The organism is Atlanticothrix silvestris CENA357 (genome assembly GCF_016056295.1).
GTDB classification, from domain to species: Bacteria; Cyanobacteriota; Cyanobacteriia; order Cyanobacteriales; family Nostocaceae; genus Atlanticothrix; species Atlanticothrix silvestris.
The window spans coordinates 78,806-94,305 of the sequence record NZ_JAECZB010000014.1 but is presented as its reverse complement, the minus strand read 5'-3'; the positions used below and the strand labels follow the sequence as shown (position 1 = coordinate 94,305).

At 39.0% G+C, this 15,500-nt stretch carries 11 protein-coding genes; 2 read left to right on the top strand and 9 right to left on the bottom strand.

Going from position 1 to position 15,500, the window contains the following annotated elements:
- Window positions 1–13: 13 nt before the first annotated feature.
- Complete coding sequence (locus I8751_RS08805) at window positions 14–1,036, bottom strand: response regulator (protein ID WP_214438790.1); 1,023 nt, start codon at window positions 1,034–1,036, stop codon at window positions 14–16.
- Between the two features lie 1,269 nt (window positions 1,037–2,305).
- Between I8751_RS08805 and I8751_RS08800 the strand changes: the two genes are divergently transcribed.
- Window positions 2,306–2,566 (top strand): chlororespiratory reduction protein 7, encoded by a 261-nt coding sequence (locus I8751_RS08800; RefSeq protein ID WP_214438789.1) that lies wholly within the window; start codon window positions 2,306–2,308, stop codon window positions 2,564–2,566.
- A gap of 51 nt (window positions 2,567–2,617) precedes the next feature.
- Here the strand turns inward: I8751_RS08800 and I8751_RS08795 are convergent, their stop codons facing one another.
- Entirely contained in the window at window positions 2,618–3,169 is a 552-nt protein-coding gene (locus tag I8751_RS08795) for a DUF2854 domain-containing protein (RefSeq protein WP_214438788.1), read from the bottom strand.
- Between the two features lie 193 nt (window positions 3,170–3,362).
- Between I8751_RS08795 and I8751_RS08790 the strand changes: the two genes are divergently transcribed.
- The gene (locus I8751_RS08790) at window positions 3,363–3,542 is read left to right on the top strand and encodes a hypothetical protein (RefSeq protein WP_214438787.1); all 180 of its coding nucleotides are present in this window, start codon (window positions 3,363–3,365) and stop codon (window positions 3,540–3,542) included.
- A 260-nt stretch (window positions 3,543–3,802) separates the two neighbouring features.
- Here I8751_RS08790 and I8751_RS08785 read toward each other — a convergent pair whose 3' ends face one another.
- The 7 genes from I8751_RS08785 to I8751_RS08755 all read right to left on the bottom strand — a co-directional run bounded on the left by I8751_RS08785 (window position 3,803) and on the right by I8751_RS08755 (window position 15,220).
- The gene (locus I8751_RS08785; protein WP_214438786.1) at window positions 3,803–4,219 is read right to left on the bottom strand and encodes a response regulator; all 417 of its coding nucleotides are present in this window, start codon (window positions 4,217–4,219) and stop codon (window positions 3,803–3,805) included.
- 161 nt (window positions 4,220–4,380) lie between these two features.
- Window positions 4,381–6,591, bottom strand: a complete 2,211-nt coding sequence (ppk1, locus tag I8751_RS08780; RefSeq protein ID WP_214438785.1) for a polyphosphate kinase 1 — start codon at window positions 6,589–6,591, stop codon at window positions 4,381–4,383.
- 99 nt (window positions 6,592–6,690) lie between these two features.
- Window positions 6,691–9,723 carry a carboxypeptidase regulatory-like domain-containing protein gene (locus I8751_RS08775; protein WP_214438784.1) on the bottom strand — a complete coding sequence of 1,011 codons (3,033 nt, stop codon included), beginning with the start codon at window positions 9,721–9,723 and terminating at the stop codon, window positions 6,691–6,693.
- 205 nt (window positions 9,724–9,928) lie between these two features.
- Complete coding sequence (locus I8751_RS08770) at window positions 9,929–10,900, bottom strand: fimbrial biogenesis chaperone (RefSeq protein ID WP_214438783.1); 972 nt, start codon at window positions 10,898–10,900, stop codon at window positions 9,929–9,931.
- A 33-nt stretch (window positions 10,901–10,933) separates the two neighbouring features.
- Window positions 10,934–11,497 (bottom strand): hypothetical protein, encoded by a 564-nt coding sequence (locus tag I8751_RS08765; RefSeq protein ID WP_214438782.1) that lies wholly within the window; start codon window positions 11,495–11,497, stop codon window positions 10,934–10,936.
- A gap of 226 nt (window positions 11,498–11,723) precedes the next feature.
- Window positions 11,724–12,320, bottom strand: a complete 597-nt coding sequence (locus tag I8751_RS08760) for a hypothetical protein (RefSeq protein WP_214438781.1) — start codon at window positions 12,318–12,320, stop codon at window positions 11,724–11,726.
- A 188-nt stretch (window positions 12,321–12,508) separates the two neighbouring features.
- Window positions 12,509–15,220 carry a pre-peptidase C-terminal domain-containing protein gene (locus tag I8751_RS08755; RefSeq protein ID WP_214438780.1) on the bottom strand — a complete coding sequence of 904 codons (2,712 nt, stop codon included), beginning with the start codon at window positions 15,218–15,220 and terminating at the stop codon, window positions 12,509–12,511.
- Window positions 15,221–15,500: the final 280 nt, after the last annotated feature.

The window sequence follows — 15,500 nt, the reverse complement described above, 5'->3', positions numbered from 1 at the left end:
AACTAACAAACACTCAATTGAGAACAATGCGATCGCGCCCTTCTGCTTTAGCACGATAAAGTGCTTTGTCTGCTGCCAAAATCAAATCTGAAGGTGAAGATTCCCAGGTTGGAATAATACTAGATACTCCTATACTTAGAGTTACAGACTGATTTACCGCAGACCCACGGTGGGCAATTTGCAAATTTCTAACTCCAGCTTGTATCGCTTTGGCAACATGAATTGCACCGTTTGCATGGGTATGTGGCATAATCACCGCAAATTCTTCACCACCATAACGTGCTACTAAATCTTGATGTTTCTGTGCTTTATTGCTTAAGATAGTACCCACCTTTTGTAAGCAGAGATCACCTGCCGGATGACCATATTGATCGTTGTAAAATTTAAAGAAATCTATATCGCATAAAATCAACGACAGAGCAGACTCCTCCTGTGCCAAATTAATCCATTGTGTATTTAGATAATTGTCAAAACGGCGACGATTAGCCAACCCAGTTAAGCCATCAACATTGGCTAGTTGCTGTAAAGCCAAGTTTGCCTCTTCTAATTGTTTGTATACTTGCGCTTGCTGCAACAGTTGTCGTAAGCGCTGGCGCAACACCGCCCAGTGAATTGGCTTAGTTACATAGTCAGTCGCTCCTGCCTCAAAAGCACGGTCTACAGATTGTTCATCATCTAAGCTTGTAATCATCAATATTGGAGTACGCCCCCATAACTTTGAAATCACAGTATTGCCCAAGCCAGAATCAGTATCAAGGCTTGCAAGTGCCGACATCAAATTATTTCTAGCAATTTGGAGTAAGTGCTTGCAACAAGTAAAACCATCCATTACAGGCATGACAGCATCCAGCAAAACTATATCTGGTTTGACAGTCTCATAAGCATCTAAACACTGCTTACCATCAGTAACCTCGACCACACGATAGCCTTCTTGTTCCATAGCTTTACGCAACAGCACTCGGATGGCCTTGTCATCATCAGCCACCAGAATTAATGGAGGTTGTTTAGAAAGAGAAAATGGGCTTATGCCTGACATGAGTTGCGTTCCACAGAAAATGAAAGTATCGGGGAGAGACAAACCAGGAAAAACCTGGCGCTCATAGCCAAATTGCTTATAAAAAAGAGTTGTTTACAGTCAAAATCCTACTGAAAGCTCTATTTGCTAGAAAACAAATAGAACATTGTTTTTAAGTGAAAAAATTGCTCGTTTGTTACCAGACGGACACAAACAGGCAAAGTATCCCTCCAAAATTTACTGAGTTTTTGAGTGTTTGATAACACTAGTCTCTGGTTTAACAATTGATTAAACCAAGAAATTGCAGAAATATTTTGAGAATGGCCGATGATGCGATCGCGTAATAATAATTTCTCCCCTATCGAAGTTAGAATTTGTAACAAAGGTGTGTCTGCCTTCATACTCTTCTATTGTTGGACAACAGACTGATTAATTGTTCTGAGCCAAGAAAAAGATAGATAACTAAATTGCATAAACTATTTATTTAAAACTTAAAAGTAATGTTTACCTTTTTTCAGGTATGGTTTTGGTAGAAAATGTTACTCTTATATTTCCCTAGTAAACAAGTGTAATTGCAATTTTGAAGAAAACTGAGCAAAACTTTAAATGTATACCTCAATTCTTTACTTTATAGTTACTTTAGATATAGAAATTCTCACTTAGTTTAGGATATAAACTAATCATCAAACCTGGATACCAAGAGATTTCAACCCTATTCTTTGTTTTCTGTTACCTGTTATACATACTGAGGAGAATATAAGCAGTTAACAAACTGCAATCAGAAAATAACTAATACTCAATTTTGGCGTTACTCGACTGTAACTCATTTAAAGTAATTGCCAGCCTGGAACAGACTTCTGTTTGGGGATAATTACATAAATTGCATTAGGTTAATATTAAGGTGTGTGCAAAACTTTATTATCTAGTGACTGCTCATCCCATTTTTTTATGGCTTTAGACTGAAAGTGAATAAAGTCCAACTTCCCTGGCAATTTAACTTAAAATCTTTATTTTGACCTGATAAAATGCTCAAAATAGTCGCAATATCTCTCAGGTAAGCTGTCTTAGTCCTTGAATGTTTACCTTTAGAAGGTAAATAAATTTTTCTCACAAGCCCCTGTACTGCTTAAAATAAGATAAGAGTTTTAAATTAAGTTTAATCTGCTTCACTTTGTAAAGTACGATTTATTGGCTAGTCAAAACTAAGATTATATATTCTTATACCAAATAGCCAATAAATGATCTGAAATGATATTGGCTGGAATCAAACTATATTTAGATTAACCAAAAATGCCAGATTCATTAATGTACCAGCAGGATAATTTTGTTGTTCTAGAAACAAATCAACCAGAACAATTTTTGACAGCATCAGAATTATTAGAAAAACTAAAAATTGTTTTGCAAAAAATTAATTTTCAGGACTTACCACCAGATTTGCACAAATTTAATTCTGTGGAAGAGCAAGCACAATATTTAATAGATACAACTTGCGAATTGGATATTAGCCCTGGAGAATATTTGCAGTGGTATGCAGTACGTTTAGAAAAGTAGTTTTTAAATCAAAAGTCAATAGTGATTACAAAACTATTGACTTTTGACTAATTACTCTTGTTTAACAGTAATTAATGCTAATTCAATTTTATTTTCACTTGGTTGTGTTATTTGAACTTCCACTCCTGGGCCAAAATATTTAGTCATTTTTTCCTGTTTTTCCTGCCAATCATTAATTGGTATACACGGCGAATCAAATTCTAAAATTAAGGTATAAGCGCCATTAACTTCGATTTCTCGTAAACCTGTGACTATTGGTCGTTCTTCATCTGTCGGACTCAGATTCAGATAAGATAAGGCCATGTCTAAATGAGCCTCTTGACCATAGCAGTATCTGGTAATATCTTTGCGAATTTTATTTTGAGTCACAGTTGCTTGCTGCTTTCGCAAGAGTAATACCGACGGCGTTGTAGTTTGGCTGAAGGGTATAGGTTTCATTTCATTGGCTTTGAGTGCCAATCCTCCCAGCAATAGAGGAAAACCGTAAAAAAAGCCTACAAGGTTTAGTGTGGCATTATTGGCAGCGTAGGCAACAAAACCAACAATGGTTAATATACTGCCAACGGTTAAACCGAGTGTTCCCAAAGAAATTTGGCGTAACATGAGCTGAAAATAGTATGAACTTTTAATACATCAGTTCTACTATCATCGACTATAAGTAACAACTTAGGGAAGAGTAAGAACTCAGAACCTGAGATTTCTCAATGAAGTTACCTAGATTAAGCCAGGAGATACAAGCCTTACCTTTTTTGAGTTAACTTTAAACTTGAGGATATTTTAGGACTGGAAGAAAGAAATGGATTTACAGACTATAAAAGAACGAATCGCCGTAGTTCAAAGTAAACGCGAGTACCTGCTCAGCCTCTTAGAGCAACCTAATTTAGGAATTTTGAGAGTTGATGTAAATCAGGCTCTAGAAGAATTGGATGAGTTAATTGACGAATTTAAACGCACCATCCCGGAAACTGGAAATTAATTTCGTCATTACCAGTGATAGCGAGATAATCACCTAAAACTCTAGGATTACTTCTCACACTACATTCCGGTCGCAGTGACAAATTTTACTCGGCTTAATTCCTGTAATTAAGCGCAACTAAGTAACATCAAGGATAAAAAAACAAGTCGGTGAAATCGTCAATTGGCGGTTCCACCGATACATATTAACAATGCAATAATTTTCATTCTCCAGAGTGTAATTAACCCTGAGATAATCAACCAGCAACTTTGCAGCATGATTTACCCTGCCATAGAAGCATCTCCTGAACGCTTTCCTAGCTGCCTTACTAAAGCGATGAGTTCAGTGGTTGGGACATCTTTCTTGCAAACATCATCAAAACTAGGCATTGCTTTTGTCTGTGCAAAACTCACGTCTTCTACTGAAGAATAAGCTAATATTTGAGTCTGTGGAGAAATAGCTTTGATATGACTAGAAGCACTCCAGCCATCCATGACTGGCATCTGTAAATCTAAAACAATCACATCAGGGTGATGGCGTTTAACCATTTCGATAGCTTCTTGGCCATTACTTGCTAACCCTACTACTTGGATATTTTCCTGACAAGAAAAAGCTAATTGTAAGGTCAAACGAGTTAGCTCGTGATCATCTGCTACTAAAACACGCAAGGTAGAAAATTCACAGGACAACATTAACATTCAAGGAAAATAAAATAATAAAAACGATAGCTTTATATAGCTTACGAGAACAAGCACCAGCAATTACTCTATCCTATGGATGAATAAATCTGCTTCATCCATAGAGATTAATTAATAACTCGTGAAAAATTAAAATTTACTAAAAAAAATCAATTAAATGTTTAGTTGTCTGTATAAGAAGAATTTGTTTTGGCATCAATTAGATTTGAGACCATACCCGTTGAACGTAATGCCATATTCATGAGAGTTTTTTGCGAGTTAGTTTCTGGACAATCCTCACAGGGTTGACGTTGGACATAACTGCCATCAGATTGTAAATCCCAAGCTTGGCGGTTATCTGCTAACATAATTCCCATAATTTCTTGCAAATCTTTTGCAATGTCTGGGTCTTTAACTAAAGTAATTACTTCAACTCTGCGGTCTAGGTTGCGACGCATCCAGTCGGCACTGCCAATATAAATTTCTTCTTGTTCGTTGTTGTAAAAGTAAAAAATTCGTGAGTGTTCTAAAAATCGACCGATAATGCTAATGACACGAATATTTTCGCTGATGTCTTGAAGTCCAGGGCGCAAGCAGCAAATGCCTCGAATTATTAAATCAATTTGCACTCCGGCGCGGGAAGCTTCGTATAAAGTGGTAATAATTTGTGGATCAACCAAAGAGTTCATTTTGGCAACGATGCGCCCAGAAAACCCCTTTTGGACATTCTCTATTTCACGATGAATTAATGATAAAAAGCGATCGCGCATATTTACAGGTGCAACCAGCAATTCTCGATAAGACTTTTGCAAGGAATAGCCTGTTAAAAAATTAAATACATCTGTAATATCAGCACCCAATTCTTCCCGACAGCTAAATAACCCTAAGTCTGTATACAGTCGCGCTGTTTTGGGATTATAGTTGCCAGTGCCAATATGCACATAACGGCGCATCCGGTCTTTTTCCCGCCGCACCACCAAAACTATTTTGCTATGAGTTTTAAGACCCACTAAACCATAGACAACATGAACACCAACTCTCTCTAAACGCCTTGCCCAGTAAATATTATTCTCTTCATCAAACCGGGCTTTTAATTCGACTAATACAGACACTTGTTTTCCATTTTCGGCAGCGGCAATTAAGGCGTTAACTATGGGCGAATCTCCCGAAGTCCGATAAAGAGTCATTTTGATCGCCAATACATTCGGGTCGTGAGCAGCATGGGTAATAAACCGCACTACTGATGCTGAAAAAGATTGATAAGGATGGTGAACTAATAAATCCTTTTCCCGAATCACAGCAAAGAAGTCTTTGCCTTCTTCCACATCCAACGCATCTAGACTTAAACTCGGCTCTCTGAGGCGTTGTAGACGAGGAGGTACTACAGACTGGCGTGGTGGATCTTTGAGTTCTGGCAATGGTAATGCCATAAAATACATCAAATCTCGCAGTCCTAAAAGACCATCGACTTCATAAATATCGCTTTCTGTTAATTCCAAATCTTGCAATAATCTAGAACGGATGGCTTCAGGGGTCTGGGATTGAATTTCTAGCCGGACTGGAGTTCCACCCATGCGGCGTTTTCGCAGTTCTTGTTCGATCGCTAGCAATAAATCATCAGCTTCATCTTCTTCTAAAGCTAAATCGGCATCGCGGGTAATTCGGAAGGGATGATATTCCTGAATATTCATTCCCGGAAATAAAGACTCTAGGTTGTGAGCGATCGCCTGTTCTAAAGGTACACCTGTCCAGTTGGCAGGTTGTTCGTTTTCTTGGATTCCCAACTCTGGCGGTAAAGGCAAAAATCGCGGCAAAACACTGGGGACTTTGACTCTAGCAAAAAATTCTTCTTCGGTATCTGGGTTTTTGACCACAACTGCCAAATTCAGGCTGAGATTGGAAATGTAGGGAAAGGGATGGCTAGGGTCAACAGCCAGAGGAGTTAAAACCGGAAATATTTGGTCTTCATAGTAGTTATCCAAATAAGTCCGCTGTTTTTGAGACAAATTAATGTAATCCAGGATATGAATCCCGTGATTTGCTAGCAGCGGTTGCAACGCTTGGTCAAAGTGCTGGTGCTGTTTTGTGATCTGCGGAACCAGGGTAGACCTAATGTCATCTAGCTGTTGTTGTGGTGTCCGTCCATCGGGAGTTAACAGGCTAACTTTCGCTTCTACTTGTTGCTTCAAAGCCGCAACACGCACCATGAAAAACTCATCTAAGTTGGAACTGAAGATTGCCAAGAACTTAAGTCGTTCGAGTAGTGGCGTTCTGGGGTCACAGGCTTCATGTAATACCCGACCGTTGAACTCTAACCAGCTTAACTCTCGGTTAAGATAATATTGTGGATCGTTTAAATTGATGGGAGTAATGCTCTTTTTCGATTTCGGCATAACGATCGCAGGGTAGCCAGGTGTAGCCCATACAACTGGAGAACAATAAATATAGTAGATGAAATCGGGCGATCGCTTCTAGCCCTGGATTATACATATCTAAGGTTTTTGGGCTGGTTCATTTTCTTTAATTTCTTTAGCTGCGGCTGCGATGGGTAACTTGAGATTTTGGTCGTAGACGAAATCTTTGTTAATCGCTACTTGGAGGTTAGGCAGACTTATGCCATTGGTGATGCCTTCTTGAGCCGGAACCCGTAATGTGTAGTTACCAACAGGAACGCCATCTAGGCGATAAAGACCAAATTGGTCAGTCATGGTTGTAGAAACTCGTTTGCCTTCAGCATTAATTAGTTCTACTTCTACTTCTGACATTGGCTGACCAGTCACATCAGTGATTTTACCTGCCATACCATACTCTAATCTGACGGGGAAATCTAACTTGGTTACAGCTGCACCTGCTACTTCCGCAACTATGGAGGTTTTCCGTAAGGCAATTTCAATAGGTAACTCGTCTGGGTCAAGTTGAACTACATAGTTACCTTCGCGCAAGTTACCAACAAAGAAGTTACCTTGAGCGTCTATTCTTGCACTACCAACATTGCGACCACGGTTATTGTAAACGTGGACTAGACCGCCACTAAGATCTGCACCATTGCTGCCACCTTCAACCATCATTCGCCCAGCGATCGCTCCTCTGTCTTTGCCAACTGAACTATACTCAGCTGGTGATATTCTGCCCCCAGCAAATGATAAATCTGACACTAAGGATATAGTTAGGCGATCGTCCCCAATCCCACCAATAATGTTTCTGTTTCTAGAGGGAATGCCTTGATAGTCAACTCTAGCAAATAGACCTGGTAGAACTCGCATACTAGCACCAACAACCGGCCCAATTTCTCCATCTCGGTATCCTAATCCTAACCGCCAACTCAGCCCTGAAAGGCTAGGAGAGCTATAATTTAGCCCCAAAGTGAAACGAGTTGCTAAATCACCACCAGATTCAGTCCCAAAGGATAGTAGATAATCACGGTTGAGGTTATAGCCAAAATCTGTTGTATAAACATTACCAAAAGAGTTAAAAGATAGCCTGCTGTTGCTTGTTGGTTGATAGAAAGCGTTTAATGAATAGTTACCAAGATAATCAGGTGTACCTCTCAAAGACAAGTTAGACAATGGGCGGAATGAAAAAGTTGGCAAAATGTAAGTGCTTGATTCATTTTGATTTTGATAACTGCGGGCAATAAAACCCAGATTAAAGTTATTACTGAATTTATATCTGACATCTAAAGCATTGTTTGTGCGATCGCGTAATTGATTGTTGTTAATGCTGTTAAAATAGCCTGTTGGATATAATTCAGAAACGCCCAAAATTTGTAACCGATCCAACTGAATATCCAAATTAGCTGCATAACCTAATTCACCGCGAGAAGTACCGACATTCGCTGATAAAATTACAGGATTTGCCAAACGCCAAGCAAAACCTGCTTGTGCCTGTGTTGTTTCAGGTAATAGTTGTACAGAACTTTCTAAGGTTAAGTTATCAGAAATACCCTGACGTACCTGATAAAATCCAGTGAACCGACCTGATTGAGTCGAACTAAAATCGTCTAATAAATTATTTTGGATATAGTTACCAGTTACACCTATACCTGCTAACTGCACATTACCGCCCGATGGTAACAATAAATCGGAAGCATTAAGCCTTAAAGAACGAATTTCCGCAGGTACGCTGAAATTATTACGGTCAAATATGAACAATTCAATTTCATTACTTTGACCAGTAGGCAAATTGATATCTAGAAATTCATATTCTCCACTTAGCCCTACCTGCTGTTGAGCAACCGCAATGCCGCCAACTCTTAACTGCACAAAACTGGCCGGGGGAACTAGACCACGAAATGTTTGTACAGCTTGGGAACGTCTTGGTAAAAGCTCAGTCGCACTGTAATTTGTATTGAACCTATCAGCGGGTAGATTAGTATAACCGATCTGCGCTCCTGTGAAATTGAGGCTAGTAGCTAAAGGATTGAACCCAATTTGTTGGCGACCTATTTGATAAAGCAATTGCCCTGAGCGCTTAAAGTAAAAGTATTCACTGAGCTGGGGCTGGTTAACAAAATCATTCTCTAAACGTAGCCGCCACGCACCACCTGCTAAACGCCCGCCCAAAAGCGTAGAACTACGCCAGTTTGTATTACCAGAATTACTGTAATAATTTAACTCTTGCCGTAAATTTGAAAAACCACTGCTAGGTGGTCTAACTTCAGGCTTGAGGTCAATAGCTTGATTGCTCGATTCTCCACTACCTCTACGCCAAGGTAAATTAACATTCAAGGCTAAATCTGAAGTTTTTAGCTCTATATCAGTGAGTAGTTTTTCTTTTAATAAGATATCGCTAATATAAGTGATACCATTAATTTTTCTCAAGTCTGACTCTATAAGAGTTACTACGCCTAAAGGTGTTTTAAGTTGGGTTTTGCTGCCATCAATACTTTCAACTGTAAATCCAGCAATTTGAGCAAATTCAGACAGGGGAATTAATAAATTTCCGCCTTCTGGAATAACTTGTAAACTACCAACTTCCTGTTGGTTGATGAATACTCCGACTAATAAATTCTTGGCTTCAGCTAATATATTATTAATTGGAGTATTTGGATTAGGATTATTCTTATCTGCTGAAGTTTTTAACGCATCACTGCTAGTAGAGTCTGGAGTAACTACATTTTTAAACTTCTGTTCCTTGTCAGCAAATAGCGTATTTTTTGCATCATTATTATGAGCAGCATCCCTGATATTTCTGAGAGTACTTTTTATATCACTACTCGCTGAATCTTTGGAGACTATTGGTAGTGTCGTACTTTGAGCCACAAGTTGTTTTGTGTAATAATCTAGAGCATTTTCAGTAGTTAAGTTACCAGCCGTGATGTTTTCATTATCTACTTTGCAAGAATGCGCTGAGTCATCCGTAGCAAATTCAGGTGGTAATGTTTCTGGTGGTGAAGGAGTTGCGATCGCCTTGGCAACTGCTTTATGTTCTTGACTAACGCTGGTATCTAACTGCGTTTTACAAGAACTATTCTCTGACTGTATAATTGTGATTGCTGGGGGAGATGTTGAAGGTTGGTAGATCATAAAACTGAAGTACAAAAATTTGTATAGGTAGCCTAAGAAACTTCCCGGCTACAAATTATTGCTGGGAAGATAAAAAACATAGCTAGCGAAATTTCAGCCTTTGTAAATCCAAAAGCTAAAACACATTTAATTTGCACATCTAAATTCCATCAAACTAGTAGGCATATTGCTCAGCCCAGTTAACGCAATTTAGATGTGGAATAGCTTACCTGCGGCGCTGAGGATTTTTGAGAGAATCTCTCAGTTTGTTAGCAGCAGGTTGAGTTTGAGTGCTGACCTTATTCGCTAATGGAGCATCCACTGGTACAGTAAAAGGTATGCCTTTTTTAATCGCTACACCATTCAATTGACCATTGATATCTAAAACGTAGTTCCCAGGGGGTAAGGTTTTAGTGATTGGTAGCAAAACTCGACGACGGGTATCAGGTAAAACTAGTGTTGTAGGTAAAACTCCTGCATCAGCTACAGGTTCGGTAATTTTTGCTTCTGGCTTGTTTAAATTAGCTATTGGTTTTGTCGCTTCCACACCTGGATACTTAGCAGCCGGCCAAATAGCATATTGACCTTGCATATTTACAGATGCGTTACCTTGACTAGAAATATCAAAAACAGCATTCAGAGTATCTTTTTTAGTGTCTACATTTACAGCATTTAAGACACCAATTCTTTTGATATCGCCTACATAACCGTATATTGCAACTCCTAGTTTGCCAACTAAAGTTACACCTTTGGAGCGTGAAATAGTCTTGGGTATTTCTTCAAAATAAAGTACTGCCCGATGTTCTCCTGACTGGGGCTTAACTCTAGGACGAATAGCAAAACGAACGGTTTGTGAACCACCAGGGGGAATAATAAATCTAGAAGGAGTAAAAACCACCCACTGCTCTAAAGATTGCTCTTTAGGAGGAACTATTTGCACTTTATTTTCTTCATTCATCACCCATGATTGTACATAAACCTTAAGTTCAACTGGTTGAGAATCAAGGTTTAAAACACGAATAGCTTGAGAACGTGTTTTATTGCTGTTCATATCTATGTGAAATCTGGGCGGACTCACACCAACATTAATTGCTATTGCAGGAGGCATACTTAGAGCTAATGCTCCCATTACACCCAAGGCAATATTTATTGATTTTGGCAATGTAGGGATTAAATTTTTCACTTTAAAACACACCATAAAGCAACTATTTTCTCAGTCCAAGTAGAGAAATTAACGGCGGTCTACTATTACCGCTAATTCCCCAGTATATTGACCTGCAACTTGGGAACCAGAAACATCCATTTTTAATCGGAATCCACCTTGTACCAAAGCTGTATTAGTATTGGAATCGCGAGAAATTTCTATGATGGGCAATGGCTCTAGAACAACTTGAACCACAGAACTAGACCGCTGTTCACTACTAATTACATTACTCCTGCCATTTTCGGCTTTCATTTCATAAGTGGCATAAAGTAAATTCACTTGGTCAACAGGAACACGCATCTGCCAAATATTAGGAAATTCCCGAACAATCAAAGTATTAAATTGGGGAGGTGCTAATAAATCTCCTGGATTAGTCACTGACTCACTCTTGGCAGTGACAGAAATTTCTGATTGTGCGATGGGAGGAATTTTCAGTCTTTGAGGAGTCGCTAACTGGTAAATCTCTGTGGGTTCAACTGTAGGGATGAATTGTGCCACAGTGCGTGTTTGTGGATACGCTAATATAGCTATACTGATAGCTATGGGGCTGAGCAGGTAACGTTTCCAACTTTTAGTTAGATGCCATAACATATTGCTAAATTGTTCACATTTAAATCATGTACACAGATCAAATCTTTACTAATCTTCGTTGCTAATAGGTTTAATATGGGGAATATCTCCCCAGGTTCTAGGGAATTGGAGAGATATTTAAAAAGTTAACCAGTTGACTAAATTACATCAGCAGAAAGAGAGCAATCTGTCTTTTGCTTGTCAGGTTTGAGTCAGATTTCTCCTTTCACTGTCACCCAGAGAAGAGTTAGTTAGGTCTGAAGGCATCAACTGTCAAAGTACCTGTGTAAGTTCCAGCCTTTCCAGCAGCATCTAATGTTACATCCAAAACAATATCTTTTGCAGTAGCAGTAACTAACCCTTCAGCAGCTATTGCGGCAGTACTAACATCACTACCATTAATAGCAACTGTCAGATTATTAGTGCCGTTTACAAAAGCACTAGGTGTAATATTTACCTCATAAGTTCCTGTGGGACTGTTAGACCAAACGATGTAGGCATCGTCAATGGTTTTGGCTACAGCTGTTGCGCCCACTGAAAAGGGAGATACAGTATCAACAGTAGTACCAGTAGACTTATCACTGCCTGTGTAAGCGGGGGGAGTACTACCAGTAACGGCAGTTAGTGATGCTGCTCCTGCTCCACCAACTAAATCAGTGGGAGTAATGGCTACATTAGCAGTTGTAATAGTTCTTAAGAAGAGAATCTCTGGGACAGTGACATTGACGTTAATGGTCTCTGTTTCAGTATTTGGAGCAATTTGAGCGTTAGCAGGGGCAGAAAGAATCGCACCACCTAGAACAGCAGTACCAAAAGCAACAAGAGCTAAAAATTTGTTCTTCATATTGGAAAACATCTCCCTCTTTTTTGTGTTTGTGTCAATTTATGTTGACGGTTAGCAAATCTCTTGAAATCAATGGGGCAAACAATTTGTTGCTTTGCCTACAAACGGTTGAAAGTTTAGTGAAACTACAACCCATTAAATTTAGTTGATTGTTTAGATAGACTTTGTTTTTATCAATCACCTCCTGTTTAAAGCACGTATAACTCTGTACCGTTAGTCCCGTTGTTGGCGATGAAGAACAGCTGTGTACCAACGACAGTCAGCCTACCGGGGTTAGCAAGTCCTGTAGCGTTAATGTTGCTAACCTTCCGAGTATTGGCAGTTGTGCCGTCACTTAACCACACCTCCCTATTTGTGCCATCAGAAGCAGCAAAAGCCAGGGTGCCATTGAAATTAACGAGACTAGTGGGAATACTGTTATTAGGCTGGGTATTTACGTTTGTACCAGTCCAAATATCTTTTACTAATACTGTATTGGCATCTGTACCATCAGTTTTCCATAATTCCAGACCTGTTGTTTGGTCGTTGCCAATAAAGTAGAGACTATCAGCAATAGCAGTTAAAGAAAAAGGCCCTAAACCAACATTGGGTGCTTGCCCATCATTTTTAATTCTTACGGTTCCGTTAGCTGTACCGTCACTCTTCCACAGTTCCAAGTTGAAATCATTGTTGCTATCTGTGACAAAGTACAGAGTATTACCAACACCTGTTAAATATGTTGGCGCATAGCCATTGTTACCAGGAGTAATATCTTTTACTAAACTAGCTGTTGTACCACTTTGATACTTCCAGACCTCAAAGCCGCTTGTACCATCGTTGGCAGTGAAATAGAGTGTACTACCAACTACTCTCAAGTGTGCAGGATATGATTTAGTAGTTCCTCCCACACTAATAACCTGCGTACCGCCTACAGTGCCATCAGTTGACCAAAGTTCACTATTATTTTTGGCTGTAAAAAATAGCTTGCTGTTAAACGTAGTGAAAGTGGGTGATTGAGAACTACTGAAACCAGGGTTAATATCTACTAAACTGACGTTTGTACTGTTATAAACCCATAGTTTTCTGGTATTGCTACTATCAACTGCTGTAAAGAAAAGTTTGTTACCAACGACTGTGAGATTACTGGGGTTAGAACTGCCAGCATTTAGATTAATGTCACTAATTCTATTTACAGAATTGCCGTCATATTGCCAAAGTTCTTTACCGAACGTGCTATTAGTAGCCGTGAAGTATAACTTGTTATTAAAAACAATCAGATCATCAGGATTGAAACCACTAGCATTAGTAATGCGGGTGTTTGTAGTTCCATTACTCCTCCATAGTTGAATACCCGTACTACCATCATTAGCAGTAAAGTATAAAGTGTTATTCCAATTGGTCAAGTTATCAGGATCAGAACTACTAGACCCAGGATTTATTTCTAGTTGTTGGGCTTGTGGTTCTACCGTTATATCCAAGTTGTAGAAAGTTTCGGCTGAACCAGAGGGATAGACACAAATGTAGTATGTACCTGCACTTAGGGAAAGATTGTTGATGGTTTCATTAGTAGTCCCCGTTTGGTTAGTATATGGTATTGTTTGACCATTGCTTCTAATTAGTTGGATATCTGCATTATCACTTAAACCAGAAAGGGTGAGATTGAAGGAACTTGCGGTATTAAGATTGAATTTATAGTAATCATTAGTATCTATGCTACCCACAAACTCACTGCGCGAAATAGAACCGTTTAAAGTACCTAAATTCTGGGCATTTGTTGTGTTGTTAAGAGCTTGATCTGGGTTTATGGTTTGGGCAACTACACTCAGAGTATAGTTAGCTGCTGTTGTACCAGCAGCACGAGTTACTAGGATGTTATAAGTACCAGGGTTTAAGCTGCGGTGAATTACATCTAGGGTTGTTCCTGACTGAGTAGTAGTGGGAACAATGGCACTACCATTTTGGTTTTGGAGTGTTAAATTAGCATCTGCTGAGAGTGATGTAAACCTGATATCAACTAAAGCAGTTGAGGCGAGAGTGAACTTGTAATAGTCTTGAGGATCAGTAGTATTAACTAAATCTGAGATAGTAGCAGGAAGACTGATACTAGTTGCAGTTGCTAAAGTATTTCCTCCTTGATCTGGGGCATCTGCGGTAAAATTAACCTGCAAATTATAGTTAGTCGAGTCTGCACTTCCATAAACCTGGAGATAGTAAGTACCTGCGGCCAGAGAACGATTTATGGAATCTGGGTTTGTACCTGTTTGAGTACTAGTGGCCGCAGGTTGAAGAGACTGTCCAGAACTATTCAACAACTGTATATCAGCATTACCACTTGAAGGATTGAGATTAATACCAATAGTGCCGTTGTTATTTAAGGTGAATTTATAGTAGTCGCTAGCATCTTTAACAAAGCCCCTACTGGCGACAAAATCAGTTGCACTGTAACTGCCAGTATTGACCGCTGCACTAATATCTCTGTTAGCGTTTGCCTCTGTAATTGTATTGTCAGCGATGCCACTATCTAGAATGGTCTCGGCTGACAAAGTGAGATTATAGGCTGTGCTAACTCCCGCAGTAACTAAATAAATCCGGGCATAATAAGTGTTGGGAGGTTGGTTATTAAGGGTAAAACGTATATTTTCTGAGGCATTACCAGGTAAGTTAGGAGCAGTAATAGTGTTATTATTACTGTCTGTCAAGATTAAATTGGCATCACTATTTGCTGCTAATCCATCTAGACTCAAGGTAACGATACTAGAACTACTAAGAGTAAATTTGTAGTAATCGTCTCTATCAAGACTGCTGAGAGAGTCTTGAAAAATGTTGCTTGTACTGGTAAGAGAACCACCGATATAAGTTGCAGTATTTAAGGCTGTGGCTGTATTATTTCCTGGGTCGGAAAATCCTGAATAAGTTGCCATAATATTTAGTATTTTCTATAAAAATTCAACATCTAACTATTAGCTACAAATAATTTGTAGCCATGCAATACAACTTCATTACTGTTCATCAACCAATCACTATTGTTACTGCTGCCAAATTCCTGGCTTGTTTTGTGAAGATGCAACCCGCTTAGAAGTAGGATTTTTGCTTTCGTAACTAAGTCTTTGTGTGAAGCTTGCTTGGTAGATGTAAAAGTTTGAAATTTTGAGTTTTAGCAAGTGAATAAAAACTTGGGATTGTAACTCAAATATTTTTGTT